This is a genomic window from Mesorhizobium sp. PL10 (assembly GCF_053714315.1).
Map to the genome: position 1 here is coordinate 244,052 of NZ_JBSKBR010000006.1, position 15,392 is coordinate 259,443.

Below are 15,392 nucleotides of genomic sequence, written 5' to 3' on the forward strand. Positions count from 1 at the left end.
CCTAGACCAGCATGCCCATCGGATTTTCGATCATGCGCTTGAAGGCGACCAGAAGTTCGGCGCCGAGCGCGCCGTCGACGGCGCGGTGATCGGTCGACAGCGTCACCGACATGACATTGGCGACCTTGATCTCGCCGTTCTTGACCACCGGGCGCTGCTCGCCGGCACCCACCGCGAGGATTGTCGCATGCGGCGGGTTGATGACGGCGGCAAAGTCCTTGATGCCGAACATGCCGAGATTGGACACCGCCGTGGTGCCGCCCTGATATTCCTCCGGCTTCAGCTTGCGGCTGCGCGCGCGGCTGGCCAGGTCCTTCATCTCGTTGGAGATGGTGGACAGCGTCTTTTCGTCGGCGTGGCGGATGATCGGCGTGATCAGGCCGCCGGGGATCGACACGGCAACGCCGACATCGGCATGCTTGTGCTTGACCATGGCGCTGTCGGTCCACGACGCGTTGGCATCCGGCACCGCCATCAGCGCCATCGCCATCGCCTTGATCACCATGTCATTGACCGACAGCTTGTAGATGGGAGCTTCGCCCTTGTCGGTCTTCTTCGTCGGAGCGGCGGCATTCAACTGCGTACGCAGCGCCAACAGCGCATCCAGCTCGCAATCGAGCGTCAGGTAGAAGTGCGGGATGGTCGACTTGGCCTCGACCAGGCGGCGCGCGATGGTCTTGCGCATATTGTCGTGCGGGACGAGTTCGTAGGAGCCTTCGGCGAACAGCTTCAGCACCTGCTCGTCCGACATCGCCTTGGGCGCGGCAACCGGAGCAGCGGGCGCGCCGGCGGCAGGAGGTGCCTTTGCGGCCGGTGCCGCCTTGGCGCCGCCGCCGGCAATCGCCGCTTCGACATCAGCCTTGACGACGCGGCCATGTGGCCCGGTGCCGGTCACGGCAGAGACATCGAGGCCGGCATCCTTGGCAATGCGACGAGCCAGCGGTGATGCGAAGGTACGCTCGCCCCCGGCGTGGCCGTTAGCAACTGGCGCGGCCGCGGCCTTCGTCGGCGCGGGCGCCGCGGCAGCGGCTTCCGCCTTTGGTGCTTCAGCTTTCGGAGCTTCGGCTTTCGGAGCCTCGGCTTTCGGAGCCTCGGCCTTGGGCGCGGCATCGCCGCCACCCTTTGCCGCGGCGCCGGCATCCTCGCCTTCGCCGGCCAGAATGGCAATCAGAGCATTGACCTTGACGCCTTCGGTGCCGGCCGGAACGACCAGCTTGGCGACGGTGCCCTCATCGACCGCTTCGACTTCCATCGTCGCCTTGTCAGTCTCGATCTCGGCGATCACGTCGCCCGGCGAAACCTTGTCGCCCTCTTTCACGAGCCACTTGGAAAGATTGCCCTCTTCCATCGTGGGCGAGAGCGCCGGCATGGTGATGTTGATTGGCATGATGTCCTCCCAGCCGGCTTAGCGATAGGTGACGGCTTTGACCGCCTCGATGACCTCGCCGACATTGGGCAACGCCAGCTTTTCGAGGTTCGCCGCATAGGGCATCGGCACGTCCTTGCCGGCGATGGTGATGACCGGCGCGTCGAGGAAGTCGAAGGCGCGCTGCGATACCTGGTTGGCGATGTGGTCGCCGACCGAGCTCTGCGGGAAGCCTTCTTCCACCACGATCAGGCGGTTGGTCTTCTTCACCGAGGCGACGATGGTGTCGAGGTCGAGCGGGCGGATCGATCGCAGGTCGATGATCTCGGCGTCGATGCCCATGCCGCGCAGCTCGGCTTCCGCCTTGATCGCGTAGGTCATGCCGATGCCGAAGGAGACGATGGTGACATCCTTGCCCTGCTTGTGTATGCGCGCCTTGCCGATCGGCAGCACGAAATCGTCGAGCTTCGGCACGTCGAAGGACTGGCCGTAGAGGATTTCGTTTTCGAGGAAGATGACCGGGTTCGGGTCGCGGATCGCCGCCTTGAGCAGGCCCTTGGCGTCCGAGGCCGTATAGGGCATCACCACCTTCAGGCCCGGGATATGGCTGTACCAGGCGGCGTAGCACTGCGAATGCTGGGCGCCGACGCGGGCAGCCGCCCCATTCGGTCCGCGGAAGACGATCGGCGCGCCCATCTGGCCGCCCGACATGTAAAGCGTCTTGGCCGCCGAGTTGATGATCTGGTCGATCGCCTGCATGGCGAAGTTGAAGGTCATGAACTCGACGATCGGCTTCAGGCCGGCCATCGCCGCGCCGACGCCGACGCCGGCAAAGCCGTGCTCGGTGATCGGCGTGTCGACGACGCGGCGCGGGCCGAATTCCTGCAGCAACCCTTGAGTGATCTTGTAGGCGCCCTGGTACTCGGCAACCTCCTCGCCCATGACGAAGACGTCGCCGTCGCGGCGCATCTCTTCGGCCATCGCGTCGCGCAAGGCTTCGCGCACCGTGGTCGAGACCATCTCTGTGCCGGCCGGGATGTCGGGATCGGCGGCGACTTCCGTCTTCGGTGCGGCAGCGACGGGCGCGGCAGCCTCGCTCTTCGCGGCAGCTGGCGCAGGCGCGGCTGCTTCAGCCTTGGGAGGCTCTTCGCCGATGCCTTCGCCAGCCTTGTCGACGTCTTCGCCGTCAACCGCAAGCACGGCGATCACCGCATTGACCTTGACGCCTTCGGTACCGGCAGGCACCACGATCTTGGCAAGCGTGCCTTCATCGACCGCTTCGACTTCCATCGTCGCCTTGTCGGTCTCGATCTCGGCGATCACGTCGCCGGCGACCACCTTGTCGCCTTCGTTCTTCAACCACTTGGAAAGATTGCCCTCTTCCATCGTCGGCGAGAGAGCGGGCATGAGAATTTCGATCGGCATGTCCTTGCCCTCCCGTTACAATACGATGTCGGTCCAGAGCTCGGACGGATCCGGCTCGACGTCATGCTGGGCGAATTCGGCGGCGTCGGCGACGATGTCGCGGACTTCCTTGTCGATATACTTGAGCTCGTCTTCGCTTGCCCATTTCTTGGCCGTCAGCCGCGCCTTGACCTGTTCGATCGGGTCATGGTCGGAGCGCATCTTCTGCACTTCTTCCTTGGAGCGGTACTTCGCCGGGTCCGACATCGAGTGACCGCGATAGCGATAGGTCTGCATTTCCAGAATGATCGGCCCGTTGCCGGCACGGCACCATTCAGTCGCCTGATCGCCGGCGGATTTGACCGCGCGCACATCCATGCCATCGACCTGGATGCCGGGAATCTTGAACGAGGCGCCCCGATGCGAAAAATTGGTTTCGGCCGACGAGCGCGACACTGAAGTACCCATGGCGTAGCGGTTGTTCTCGATGATGTAGATCACCGGCAGCTTCCACAGCGAGGCCATGTTGAAGCTTTCATAGACCTGACCCTGGTTGGCTGCACCATCGCCGAAATAGGTCAGCGACACATTGTTGTTGTCGCGGTAGCGGTTGGCGAAGGCCAGCCCCGTGCCGAGAGACACCTGCGCGCCGACAATGCCGTGGCCACCATAAAAATGCTTCTCCTTGGAAAACATGTGCATGGAGCCGCCCTTGCCCCTCGACAGGCCGCCGCGGCGGCCGGTCAGCTCGGCCATGACGCCGCGCGGCGATAGCTCCATCGCCAGCATGTGGCCGTGGTCGCGATAGGCGGTGATCATCTGGTCGCCGTCGATCAGCGCCATCTTCATACCGGTGACGACCGCTTCCTGGCCGATATAGAGGTGGCAGAAGCCGCCGATGAAGCCCATGCCGTAGAGTTGGCCGGCCTTTTCCTCAAAGCGGCGGATGAGCAACATGTGCCGGTAGGCGGCAAGCTCCTCGTCCTTGGTGAATTCGGCTGGCTTGGGAGCGGAAAGCCCCGTGGATTTGGCGGATGTCGATTTGACGGATTTGGCAGGCGCTTTTTTGGCGGCGGTGGCCATGCATCACTCCCTGTTGGCGTCTCTTTGCGGACACAAGAGCAGCACAAAAATCTGCTCCGAGGGAGATCAGCTCTCCCCACCGATTTCAAGGAGGCTAACACGCGAGAAAGCGTTTCGCCATGCTGAAAAATGCATGGCTGTCATGCGTCTAAACGGTTAGAATCATTTGATATAATAGCGATTAACTGAAATTCAGTTATTTCGAATTCGCCGGCAGCATGATGGTGATTTCATCGGCTTGGGACAGATTAAGCGCCCGGCGCGCCTGCTCGTCAAGCATATCCTTCTCCAGCGTGCCCTCATGCATCAGCTGGACGCGCCGCTCCAGATCGACCCGGCGCGCCTTGATGGCATCGTATTTCGCCTGCAATTCGACGGTCTGCGCTTCGAGCTGGTATTTGGAGTAGATGCCGAACTCGCCATGATAGGCGTGGAAGCCGAAATAGGCCAGGAACGCCACGCAAAGCGACGGGATGATCAGCCGGCCGGTGTTTCTCTGCTTGTGCTGGCGTGTCCACATCGTCGCAATCCTTTGACCGCCTTTTGTCGCCCGATTGTGCTTAATGGACGGTTACGGACAGGCGCATTGGCCAGCGGCTAAAACGAAAAAGGGCGGGAAAGATCCCGCCCTTCGTCGTTTTCGCCAATTCGGCTGAACTTACGCCTTCACCACCGACTTGCCGGCGTAGCGCGCCTGCTGTCCGAGCTCTTCCTCGATGCGGATCAGCTGATTGTATTTGGCCATGCGGTCGGAGCGCGACAGCGAGCCGGTCTTGATCTGCCCGCAATTGGTGGCGACGGCGAGATCGGCAATGGTCGAATCCTCGGTTTCGCCCGAACGGTGTGACATGACGGCAGTGTAGCCGGCCTTGTGCGCGGTCTCGACGGCGTCGAGCGTCTCGGTCAGCGAGCCGATCTGGTTGACCTTCACCAGGATCGAGTTGGCGACGCCCATGCGAATGCCGTCGCGCAGCCGCGCCGTGTTGGTGACGAACAGGTCGTCGCCGACCAGCTGCGTCTTCTTGCCGATCAAATCGGTCAGGTATTTCCAGCCTTCCCAGTCATCCTCGGCCAGGCCGTCCTCGATCGAGACGATCGGATAGTCGGCGGCGAGCTTGGCCAGGTATTTGGCCTGCGCCTTGGGATCGCGGGTCTTCTTCTCGCCTTCATAGACATAGTTGCCGTCCTTGAAGAATTCGGTCGCCGCGCAATCGAGGCCGAGCGCGATCTCTTCGCCCGGCTTGAAGCCGGCCTTCTCGATCGATTCCATGATGAAGTCGAGCGCCACCGGTGCGCTCTTCAGGTTCGGGGCAAAGCCACCTTCGTCGCCGACATTGGTGTTGTGGCCGGCGTCCTTGAGCTTCTTGCGCAGCGTGTGGAAGATTTCCGACCCCCAGCGCACGCCTTCGCGCAGCGTCGGCGCACCGACCGGCAGGATCATGAATTCCTGGAAGTCGATCGGGTTGTCCGCATGCGCGCCGCCATTGATGATGTTCATCATCGGCACCGGCAGCAGATGCGCCTTGGTGCCGCCGACATAGCGATAGAGCGGCAGGCCGGCGGCTTCTGCGGCCGCCTTGGCCACCGCCAGCGAGACGCCGAGGATGGCGTTGGCGCCGAGGCGGCTCTTGTTGGGCGTGCCGTCGAGCTCGATCATGGTCTGGTCGATGTGGATCTGGTTCTCGGCCTCCATGCCGCCAATCGCCTCGAACAGCTCGCCATTGACGGCCTCAACCGCCTTCAGCACGCCCTTTCCGAGATAGCGGGCGCCGCCGTCGCGAAGCTCGACGGCTTCATGGGCGCCGGTCGAGGCGCCCGACGGCACCGCGGCACGGCCCATCGAGCCGTCTTCGAGAACAACATCGACCTCGACGGTCGGATTTCCGCGGCTGTCCAGAATTTCACGCCCGATGATGTCGATGATGGCGGTCATTGCGATGTCCCCGATTGATCGATTAAGCGTCGCGCCCCTCTTAGCCAAAGCGCCGCAAAAGGCAATCGGGGCGCTTGCAAATAGTGCCGCGTCAGGGATTCACGAAGCGCAATTTTCTGTCATCATAATTCATGCATGGCGTGGCCGTTTCTGGTTTATGGTTGCAGCTGCGCGGGGCGAAACAGGAGGAGTTTCGCCATGTCCGAGTTAAGCGGTATCGTGAGTTTGTTTCTGATCGCGGCGGCGTTCCTGACGTCATGCGACACCCAGCAGTCGCCAAAGGCGGCAACTGAGTTGTCGACGCTTTACGCAGGCCAATAGGAACTGTCCCATCGGATCGAAAAAGGCCCCCGTCGGGGGCCTTTTCTCGTCAGGCGTCAGCGCGCCGGATCAATGCCAATAGGGCGTGACCTTGTAGTAGTCATAGGAAGCGTCACGTGCGGCCTCGCCATCGGCGCCGGCCAGTTCATTGATCGAATAGGCTGGAGCCGCTTTCAGCTGGTCCTTGGAGAACGGCACGACATAGCCGCCTCTGTTCTCATCATAGTCGAGGCTCGCCCATGGAATGGCGTGATACTTCTCGCCAATGCCGAGAAAGCCCCCAAAGCCGATAACCGCGAACATGATACCGTTCGACGTCTTGTCGAGCATGATGTCCTCGATGCTACCGATGTTCCTGCCTTCGGTGTTGTACACCGACGTGCCGATGACGCGCGAAGCGGCAATGGCTTCGGTGTGGCCTGTCTGGGTGGTCATGTCTGATGCTCCTCACTGTCGTTGATGGTACTTTGACAATGAGGGGCGCGGGCGAAAGTTCCCGATTTTTTTCAGCGGCAGGCGCTCAATCCGCGAGGATGAAAGTCACCTTCATGTTGACGCGATAGGCCGCGATCTTGCCGTCCTCGACGACGATCTTCTGGTCCTGGATCCAGGCGCCTTCGACGTTCTTGAGGGTCTTTGAGGCGCGCGCAATTCCCTTCTCGATGGCGTCCTGAAAGCTCTTCTTCGATGACGACGTGATTTCGGTGACGCGGGCGACAGACATGGCTTCCTCCTGCCAAGACGCTCATTTGCAAGGAGGAGCCTACAGCCGGCCTTTGCCGACTACAAGCTGGCCGTCATCGTGGCCGTTCAGCCAGTGGTCTTGGCGATGCGGTCGAACGCCATCAGCTTTTCGAGCAGAGCCGGCATGTCCCTCAGCGGCAGCATGTTCGGACCGTCTGACGAGGTCGAATTGTCCGGATCCTGGTGGGTCTCGATGAAGACACCGGCGACGCCGACGGCGACGGCAGCACGAGCAAGTGTTTCGACAAAGCGGCGCTCGCCGCCGGAAGAACCGCCCTGCCCGCCCGGCTGCTGCACCGAATGGGTGGCGTCGAAAATCACCGGCGCGCCGATCTCGGCCATCACGGGCAAAGCGCGCATGTCCGACACCAGCGTGTTGTAGCCGAAGGACGCGCCGCGCTCGGTGGTGAGCACATTGGGGTTGCCGGACCCGGTGATCTTGGCGACGACGTTCTTCATGTCCCAGGGCGCCAGGAACTGCCCCTTCTTGACGTTGATCACCTTGCCGGTTTTGGCGGCGGCGACCAGCATATCGGTCTGACGCGACAGGAAGGCTGGAATCTGCAGCACATCGACATGCGGCGCGACGATCGCGCACTGCTCCTCGGTGTGGACGTCGGTCAGAATGGGGAGCGAAAATTCCTTGCGCAACTCGTCGAAGACCGGAAGTGCCGCATCCATCCCGGCGCCGCGCGTCGCCGACAGCGAGGTGCGGTTGGCCTTGTCGTAGCTGGTCTTGTAGACGAGGCCGATGCCGAGCTTGCCGGTCAATTCCTTCAGCGCGCCGGCCATGTCGAAGGCGTGCTGGCGCGATTCGAACTGGCACGGACCGGCAATCAGTGCCAGGGCTGCGTTGTTATCGAAGACCACGTTGCCGACGGTTACCGCCGAATTCGGAGCCAGGGGCTTGCTCATTGAATCTCCCGGAAGATGAATGCCGCGCCCTGCCCGGATGCCGGCTGCACGACAAGTTCGTTGCCCGCTATATCGTATTGGATGGCGTTGGCTGCAAGCAGCCTTGCGGTAGCATCGGCATTGCGGACTGAGAACAATACCGCAGCAAAGTGCAGATCGCTCGGCTCACCAGCCGCAAGCCTGAAGCGCGCGGTAAAGGCTCGGGGGTCAAGCACGGTCAAGGTCGCATTCGGCAGGTCGAACGTTGCGCCCTGCTCCAAACCCGTCGCCACGGAAATCAGCTTGCCCTGCTCGGACGGCGCATCGCTGACCGCGACGATTTCGGCAATGCCGGTCACGCCATTGGCATGGGCTTGCAGCGCGCTGCGGTCGATATCAGGCGCATTGATCCGCTCGCAGGCAAACAGAAAAGCGTCCGTCGCCCCGCCGCCGGAAGCGAATGCCAGCTTGAACGACGCCATGTCGCTCTTTCCGGCAGTGTCGGTGAACGTGCGCGAAAAACTCAATACTTCGCCCGCCGACAGTCCGGCTTCGACAAAGCGCGCGTGATCCGCGTCGGCATTGCCGGTGCCCACCACCACGGCGGAAAAGCCCTCATCGCCCAGATTGGCGCGATAAAGGCGATCGCGCGCGACAAACACATTGCCATCGGCAATCGCCCGCGCGGCAGCTTGGCGGTCTCCCACGGCGAGCGGTTCGAGATAGGTCCCGTCGGCGAAGAAGACGCAGCAATTTTCGGTGCCGAAGGGGTGAATGCCGGTTGGAGCGACGATGAAGCCAAGCGATGTCAGCCGCGCTCGCGCCACATCGAGGCGCGCCGTCGGCAGCACCAGGTGGTCAAGCGGATGGATTGTGCTGGTCATGCCGGCGCGGTGTGCATCATTCCGGAAATCCATTCAAGCATTTCCGCCGATGGCGCCTTGATCGGGGCGTCGTCCGCTCATGAGGGAGCATGTCATGCCAGGACGGTTTCCTGCGATTTCCCTAATCGGGAACCAACTGGATGCCACGGCATCCCCCGCGCGGGCGTCTCCCAGACTGTGCTCACCACCTACATTCCGGGCAGCCCACGGCAAGTGCAGCTGTCGCCCAGGATGCACGTCAAATGTGCCGGCTGGCTGCCATCGGCGACGAGCCTTTCAAGGTCGGCTTCGGTTGTTCGCGCACTTCGATGTACGAATTCCGCCTGTGAAGAACTGCCGAGTTTCTGGCCGGCCTGATCAGGCCATCGCCACGACATCGGCCGAATAGCGCAATTCGCGCAGGGGTTTGACCCGACTGGTCGTCTCGGCATAGAGCGGGTGCGCCTTGTAGGCGGCCAAGGCCGCATCGTCCTCGAACTCGGCATAGACGACCACGTCGATCGCGTCTGACAGCGGATCGACCTTGGTGTTGAGCGTGACCTCGAAGAGGCTTGAATGCGGAATCTTGCCCAGCGTGAGCAAACCCGTGCGCACGGCCTCGACATCGTCCTTGCGCCGAGCGCTGAAGAAAACGATATGCCGGATCACGCCTGCCTCCAAATTCGATTTGCCGGCATGTTTTGTGTGAGCGAAACGGTCGCGTCAACCGCCACGATGTCGCGCCCGGCAACGCCGGAAGGCGACTTCGCGGAGGCGCAAAAACCTAGCCCCCGCCAGTGACGTAGCGCACGACGCGCGACATCTCCCTGACCGTGCTGTCGAGATAACGGCCATTGTTGTAGAGGCCATCCCAGATCAGGAAAAAGGCGATGGCCATGATGACGACGACGTAACGCATGACTGAAGCTAGCGCATGCGGGTGTCCGTAACCATAGAGATTTCGCCGACGCCCGATACTCGCCCGAATTCTGGCCTCGGGCGGGTTGCCTTTGGTCCAGCCGCGCACACAGCCTGCCTCTTGAAGTTCTGGTCGATGCGGTGGAAGATTGTGGCGAAAATTCACGCAGATAGCGGCGTTCGCGCCTGCGAATGAAATGTGGAGGATGTGGAGGCCGGCAGATCTTTGCGCCGTCCCCGCGGAAGTCCAGGGGGGACACGAGATGGCTGCTAGGGAAAACAAGGGCGTCGGCGACGCCATCAGGCTGGACGAGCTCAACTTCGCCGAGATCGTCAAGGGGTTGCCGGCCAAGGCGCGCATGGTGCTGTCGGCGGCGATGAAACTTCCTCGCGGCTCGCTCAAGGTAAGAATGCCGGATGGCCGCGCTGTACTTGTCGGCGGCAATGCGCCCGGCCCCGATGCCGAACTGGTGCTGAAGAACTGGCGCTTGCCAGGCCGCGCCTTTTCCGGCGGCACCATCGGCGTTGCCGAATCCTACATGGACGGTGACTGGGAAAGCCCTGACGTGACCAGCTTCCTCGAACTGTTCGTCGTCAACTCGGCCATTGGCGAACGCGTCGCCGGGGGCGCCAGCTGGCTCATCAACACGGTCCAGCGGATCCGCCACTGGTTCAACGAAAACACCCGAACCGGCTCGAAGCGCAACATTTCGGCGCATTACGATCTCGGCAATGCGTTCTACAAGCAATGGCTCGATCCCTCGATGACCTATTCGTCGGCGCTCTATGCCACCGGCGCGAACGACCTGGAAAGCGCGCAGGCCGCCAAATACCGTGCTTTGGCCAAGGACACTGGCATCGGCAAGAAGGACCATGTGCTCGAGATCGGCTGCGGCTGGGGCGGCTTTGCCGAATTTGCCGCGCGCGAGATCGGCTGCCGCGTCACCGGACTGACCATCAGCCGCGAACAGCACGATTTCGCCAAGGAGCGCATCCAGAAGGCCGGGCTGTCTGACAAGGTCGACATCAAGCTTCAGGATTACCGAGACGAAACAGGCACTTACGACCGCATTGCGTCGATCGAGATGTTCGAGGCGGTCGGCGAGAAATACTGGCCGGTGTTCTTCGGCAAGATGAAGGCGTGCCTGAGGCCCGGTGGCACCGCCGGCCTGCAGATCATCACCATCAACGAGGCCGCCTACGACACCTATCGCGCGCGGCCGGATTTCATCCAGCGCTACGTCTTCCCGGGCGGGATGCTCCCGACGCCGTCGATCCTTAAGTCGCTGGGCAGCGACCATGGCCTTGCCCATCTGCGCGAGCGCGTCTTTCCGGACGACTATGCCCGCACGCTTGCCGAATGGCGCAACCGCTTCTGGCAGTCGTGGGAAAAGATCGTCCCGCTCGGCTTCGACGACCGCTTCAAGAAGCTCTGGGAGTTTTACCTCCACTATTGCGAAGCCGGCTTCCGCGCCAGCTACATCGACGTGCGCCAGGTGGTCTACAAGGCGTAGAGGCAATTGGGCGGGCGTTTGCCCGCTCCTTTCTCAAAGCAGGATGCGATACTTCGCAAACCCGGCTTCACCCTCGCCAACGGGCTCGATCTTGAGGGACTTCACCCCCGCGATAAAATCCTTCGCCCTGGGTCCGGTTTCGAACACGACGCTGGTTCCTGGCAGCGGCGTGAACGACCAATTGTCATCGGCCGACGGATTGATCGTGCCCTCGCTGACGACGTAACGCACGATCACGTCGCGGTTGGTGTCCGGTGCCTCATAGATAATCTTCGAGGCGTCGATATCAGGGAAGTTGCCGCCACCGCCGGCACGGTAATTGTTGGTGGCTACGACGAATTTCGCTGAGGGATCAATGGGCTTGCCCTCGAAGTTGAGGTCGACGATGCGGCTGGAGCCGGCATTGGCGACGCCACCCTTGGCATCGTATTTCGGCGACTGCGACAGGTCTATCCTGTAGCTGACGCCGTCGATCACATCGAAATTGTAGGACGGGAATTCGGTGTCGATCAGCGCCTGGTCGGCCTTGCCCGGTTCGATTTTCTTGAAGATGCCGGCTGACATTTCCAGCCATTCCTTGACCTGTGCCCCGGTGATTTCGACGGCGCGAACGGTGTTGGGATAGAGATAGAGGTCGGCGACGTTCTTGATGGCGATGTCGCCAACCGGCACGTCGGTGTAATAGTCAGCGCCGTTGCGACCGCCGGCTTTGAAGGGGGCAGCCGCCGACAGGAGCGGCACGTCCTTCCACCGCGTGCTCTTCAATATGTCCTTGAGATACCAGCTCTGCGCCTGGTTGACGATCTGCACCGACGGATCGTCTGCCACCAGCGCGAAATAGGAATAGAGCGGCGCCGACGTTTTGCCGACCGGACGGCGAACATAGGCAAGTGTCGCCTCATGGTCGGCCTTCAACGCATCGACGATGCGCTGGTCGTCGGCAACAGTCGGCTTGTTCGCCTTGTCGACGCGCTCGTAAATCGGCCGTGCTTCCGAGGTCGCCGAGACCACGCGCCATTTCGATCCGTCGCGCTCCAGAAGCAGGTCGATCAGGCCCATATGCGATCCCCAGAAGCCGCCCATCACCGCCGGCTTGCCTTGCAGCGTGCCCTTTTCGGTGTCGACGCCGTCGAGCGCCTGAAAATCCTTCTTGCCAGGGAAGACCAGATGCTGGTGGCCGGTGAACACCGCGTCGATGCCGTCGACGCCGGCAACGAAGAACGAGGCGTTCTCCATGCCGTCGCCCTGCTTGGTATCGATGCCGGAATGCGAGAGCGCAATGACGATGTCGGCGCCCTCTTCCTTGATCTGCGGCACCCAGGCCTTGGCCGCCTCGACGATGTCGCGCGTCCGGACATTGCCTTCCAGATTCTTCAGGTCCCAGACCATGACCTGCGGCGGCACGAAGCCGATGACACCGATCTTGATCGGCTGTTCGGCGCCCGACCCGTCCTTGATCTTCTTGTCGAGGATGACATAGGGCCTGAGATAGAGCTTGTCGTCGCGCGGGTTGACGGCGAGTTCGGTGCCACGGATCAGATTGGCGCACACGAAAGGGAAATTGGCACCGGCCAGCACCTTGTCGAGGAACGACAGGCCGTAATTGAACTCGTGATTGCCGAGCGTCGAGCATTCATAGCCGAGCAGGTTCATGCCCTTCATGATCGGATGCAGGTCGCCATCCTTGAGGCCCTTCTCGTAGGCGATGTAGTCGCCAATCGGATTGCCCTGCAGCAGATCACCATTGTCGATCAGCATCGCGTTGGTGGCTTCCTTGCGCACCGCCGCGATCAGCGAGGCCGTCCGCGACAGGCCCATCGTGTCGTTCGCTTTGTCGGCGTAGTAATCGTAAGGCAGCACATTCACATGGATGTCTGTCGTCTCCATGATCCTCAGATGCGCCTGATTGGCCTCAGCGCGGGCGGAGAACGGATGCAGAATGATCAGCGCCCCGCTAGCGGCCGCACCGGCAAGAAAACCGCGACGAGAGACGGGGTGGGTGAGTTGCGACATCGGTTTTCCTTCCCAGCGACGTGACGATATCCCAGCCCCGGCGGGAGCTTCGCGCCGAAAACCGACCGTGTCCATCGGGAAGTCAGTCGATCAGCAAAAGGTGACGCCTGGATGATTAACCGCGGCGGGAGGGACGATGTCAGCCCTTGTCGTCGTCGCCCTGGGTGATCAGCCGCGCGCTGCGCTGGCCGGTGAAATAGATCCATAGCCAGCTAAGCGATACCGACAGTCGGTTGCGGAAGCCGATCAGGAAGTAGATATGCGCCACGCCCCACAGCCACCAGGCGAGCCAGCCGGTCAGCTTGATCCAGCCGAAATCGATCGCGGCTGCCCATTTGCCGATCGTCGCCAGGTCGCCGGCATGTTTGTAGCGGAAAGGGCGCGACGCGCTATCACCGGCCAGCCGCGCCTTGATCGTTGCCGCGACATGCCTGCCTTCCTGCTTTGCGGAAGGCGCCACGCCGGGTACCGGCTTGCCGTCCGGCCGCAACACATGCTCAGTGTCGCCGATGACGAAGACCTCCGGATTGTTCGGCACGGTAAGATCGGGCTCGACCATCACCCTGCCCACCCGGTCGACCGGCGCTCCCAGCCACTCTCCTGCGGGCGAAGCGGCGACGCCAGCGGCCCACAGGATCGTCCTTGCCGGAAGATGCGTCTCGCCAAAGACAACGCCTTCGGCATCGAGGCGCGTAACGGCGCGGCCGAGTTCGACCGTTACGCCCAGCCGTTCCAGAGCCTTGCGGGCATAGTCGGACAGTTCCGGCGCGAAATTGGCCAGGATCCGGTCGCCGGCCTCGACCAGCACCACGCGCGCCTCACGCGTGTCGATGTTGCGGAATTCGCCCCGCAGCGTCTCATGCGCGAGTTCGACAATGGTGCCGGCAAGCTCCACCCCGGTCGGGCCGCCGCCGACGATGACCAGCGTCAGCAACGCCTGGCGCGTGGCCGGATCGGTCTCTCGCTCGGCCTGCTCGAAGGCAAGCAGGATGCGGCGGCGAACGGTAGTGGCGTCCTCAAGCGTCTTCAGCCCAGGCGCAAAGGGCTCCCATTCGTCATGGCCGAAATAGGCGTGGCGGGCGCCGGTGGCGAGCACCAGCGTGTCGTAGGCGATCGAACTGCCGTCCTCGAGCATTACACGTTTGCCGGCACGGTCGACGCCGATGACGTTGCCCAGAAGGGTCGTCACATCCTTGCGATTGCGCAAGAGATGGCGGATCGGCCAGGCAACCTCGGAGGTTGCGAGCGATGTGGTCGCCACCTGGTAGAGCAGCGGCTGGAAAAGGTGGTGGTTGCGCTTGTCGATCATGGTGATGCGCACGGGTGCACCGGCCAGTGAGCGGGTGAGTTCGAGACCGCCGAATCCCGCACCGACGACAACGACATGATGGCTTGTTTCGTTCATCGCACTCATCTCGTTTTCACCGTCCGTATTTAGTGGTTCTTGTGCACCGCAACAATGTCGTGGTGCGCAGGACTGCCATGCATCAAGGCTGCCCCAGACTCGCCTTCCAATGTCGTGAATGCCTACGTTGTCAGGTTCAGACGGGTATAGCCTCACACGGCAGGACCACGGGAGTGAGCATGGCCAACGACGATGACGACGCCAAAGATCACGACGGCCCGGCGCTATACGCCTCGCCGCCTTGTTTCATGCACGAACTCGACCCGGAATTTCGCGTGCCGCTATCCGACTGGTCCGACGTCAGGCGCTGGCGAAAGGTCGAGCGCGAACGGCTGATCGCGGCGCGACTGGCGGTTTCGGCCGATGCGCGCACAACCAGGTCGCAGCGGATTGCCAACGGCCTGGACGCGGTGATCGGCGACATCGCCGGCCGTATGGTCAGCCTCTATTGGCCGTTTCGGGGCGAGCCGGACCTGCGGCCATGGATGGCGTCGATCAACGAGCGCGGTGGCCGCACGGCCCTGCCCATCGTCATCGAGAAGGCCCAGCCGCTGATGTTCCGCGCCTACGTCCCTGGCGACCGGCTGGAAAAGGGCGTCTGGAACATCCCGATCCCCGCCAAAGGCGATCCGGTGCTGCCCGACATTGTCATTTCGCCGATCGTCGGCATCGATCCCAAAAACTACCGCCTGGGCTATGGCGGCGGCTTTTTCGACCGCACGCTGGCCACGATGCCTTTCAAGCCATTGGTCATCGGCGTCGGCTACGAGTTGCAGCGGATCGCCACCATCTACCCGCAACCGCATGATATCCCGATGGATCGGATCGTCACCGAGGCCTCCGCCTTCTAGCAGCGCAACGTCACGTGACAAAAATCCGACTTGGTCGATGATATAATCTTCGAGGAGACCACGCTGCGAAGCACTGTTTCGAC

16 protein-coding genes are annotated in these 15,392 nt (G+C 62.2%); 3 read left to right on the forward strand and 13 right to left on the reverse strand.

Going from position 1 to position 15,392, the window contains the following annotated elements:
• Position 1: 1 nt before the first annotated feature.
• The 5 genes from ACWGTO_RS12565 to eno all read right to left on the reverse strand — a co-directional run bounded on the left by ACWGTO_RS12565 (position 2) and on the right by eno (position 5,786).
• A complete protein-coding gene (locus ACWGTO_RS12565; RefSeq protein WP_454575171.1) occupies positions 2 to 1,387 on the reverse strand; it encodes a pyruvate dehydrogenase complex dihydrolipoamide acetyltransferase in 1,386 nt (461 codons plus the stop codon).
• Between the two features lie 18 nt (positions 1,388 to 1,405).
• Positions 1,406 to 2,791, reverse strand: a complete 1,386-nt coding sequence (locus ACWGTO_RS12570; RefSeq protein ID WP_454575172.1) for a pyruvate dehydrogenase complex E1 component subunit beta — start codon at positions 2,789 to 2,791, stop codon at positions 1,406 to 1,408.
• Between the two features lie 15 nt (positions 2,792 to 2,806).
• Entirely contained in the window at positions 2,807 to 3,853 is a 1,047-nt protein-coding gene (gene pdhA / locus ACWGTO_RS12575) for a pyruvate dehydrogenase (acetyl-transferring) E1 component subunit alpha (protein WP_454575173.1), read from the reverse strand.
• Positions 3,854 to 4,049: 196 nt separating this feature from the next.
• The gene (locus ACWGTO_RS12580) at positions 4,050 to 4,373 is read right to left on the reverse strand and encodes an FtsB family cell division protein (protein ID WP_352558862.1); all 324 of its coding nucleotides are present in this window, start codon (positions 4,371 to 4,373) and stop codon (positions 4,050 to 4,052) included.
• 138 nt (positions 4,374 to 4,511) lie between these two features.
• Positions 4,512 to 5,786 carry a phosphopyruvate hydratase gene (gene eno, locus ACWGTO_RS12585; protein WP_454575174.1) on the reverse strand — a complete coding sequence of 425 codons (1,275 nt, stop codon included), beginning with the start codon at positions 5,784 to 5,786 and terminating at the stop codon, positions 4,512 to 4,514.
• Between the two features lie 198 nt (positions 5,787 to 5,984).
• Here eno and ACWGTO_RS12590 point away from each other — a divergent pair, with 198 nt between their 5' ends.
• On the forward strand, positions 5,985 to 6,107 hold the full coding sequence (locus ACWGTO_RS12590) for a hypothetical protein (protein WP_454575175.1): 123 nt from the start codon (positions 5,985 to 5,987) through the stop codon (positions 6,105 to 6,107).
• A gap of 69 nt (positions 6,108 to 6,176) precedes the next feature.
• On the opposite strand, the gene ACWGTO_RS12595 is transcribed toward ACWGTO_RS12590, so the two are convergent.
• From ACWGTO_RS12595 to ACWGTO_RS12620, 6 genes are all read right to left on the reverse strand, one after another.
• Positions 6,177 to 6,542 carry a PRC-barrel domain-containing protein gene (locus tag ACWGTO_RS12595; protein WP_454575176.1) on the reverse strand — a complete coding sequence of 122 codons (366 nt, stop codon included), beginning with the start codon at positions 6,540 to 6,542 and terminating at the stop codon, positions 6,177 to 6,179.
• Positions 6,543 to 6,627: 85 nt separating this feature from the next.
• Positions 6,628 to 6,831 carry a dodecin family protein gene (locus ACWGTO_RS12600; protein ID WP_454575177.1) on the reverse strand — a complete coding sequence of 68 codons (204 nt, stop codon included), beginning with the start codon at positions 6,829 to 6,831 and terminating at the stop codon, positions 6,628 to 6,630.
• An 86-nt stretch (positions 6,832 to 6,917) separates the two neighbouring features.
• Positions 6,918 to 7,766 carry a 3-deoxy-8-phosphooctulonate synthase gene (kdsA, locus tag ACWGTO_RS12605; RefSeq protein WP_454575178.1) on the reverse strand — a complete coding sequence of 283 codons (849 nt, stop codon included), beginning with the start codon at positions 7,764 to 7,766 and terminating at the stop codon, positions 6,918 to 6,920.
• Entirely contained in the window at positions 7,763 to 8,662 is a 900-nt protein-coding gene (locus ACWGTO_RS12610; protein ID WP_454575179.1) for a VOC family protein, read from the reverse strand. The genes kdsA and ACWGTO_RS12610 overlap by 4 nt, the downstream gene beginning before the upstream one ends.
• Positions 8,663 to 8,986: 324 nt before the next feature.
• Positions 8,987 to 9,277, reverse strand: a complete 291-nt coding sequence (locus tag ACWGTO_RS12615; protein ID WP_454575180.1) for a Dabb family protein — start codon at positions 9,275 to 9,277, stop codon at positions 8,987 to 8,989.
• A gap of 115 nt (positions 9,278 to 9,392) precedes the next feature.
• On the reverse strand, positions 9,393 to 9,527 hold the full coding sequence (locus ACWGTO_RS12620; RefSeq protein ID WP_454575181.1) for a hypothetical protein: 135 nt from the start codon (positions 9,525 to 9,527) through the stop codon (positions 9,393 to 9,395).
• A 262-nt stretch (positions 9,528 to 9,789) separates the two neighbouring features.
• Between ACWGTO_RS12620 and ACWGTO_RS12625 the strand changes: the two genes are divergently transcribed.
• A complete protein-coding gene (locus ACWGTO_RS12625) occupies positions 9,790 to 11,040 on the forward strand; it encodes a class I SAM-dependent methyltransferase (protein ID WP_454575182.1) in 1,251 nt (416 codons plus the stop codon).
• 33 nt (positions 11,041 to 11,073) lie between these two features.
• On the opposite strand, the gene ACWGTO_RS12630 is transcribed toward ACWGTO_RS12625, so the two are convergent.
• On the reverse strand, positions 11,074 to 13,053 hold the full coding sequence (locus ACWGTO_RS12630; protein WP_454575183.1) for a bifunctional 2',3'-cyclic-nucleotide 2'-phosphodiesterase/3'-nucleotidase: 1,980 nt from the start codon (positions 13,051 to 13,053) through the stop codon (positions 11,074 to 11,076).
• 139 nt (positions 13,054 to 13,192) lie between these two features.
• Positions 13,193 to 14,458: an NAD(P)/FAD-dependent oxidoreductase gene (locus ACWGTO_RS12635; protein ID WP_454575184.1), complete on the reverse strand. Its 1,266-nt coding sequence runs from the start codon at positions 14,456 to 14,458 to the stop codon at positions 13,193 to 13,195.
• 179 nt (positions 14,459 to 14,637) lie between these two features.
• Here ACWGTO_RS12635 and ACWGTO_RS12640 point away from each other — a divergent pair, with 179 nt between their 5' ends.
• Complete coding sequence (locus ACWGTO_RS12640; RefSeq protein WP_454575185.1) at positions 14,638 to 15,309, forward strand: 5-formyltetrahydrofolate cyclo-ligase; 672 nt, start codon at positions 14,638 to 14,640, stop codon at positions 15,307 to 15,309.
• Positions 15,310 to 15,392 lie beyond the last annotated feature (83 nt).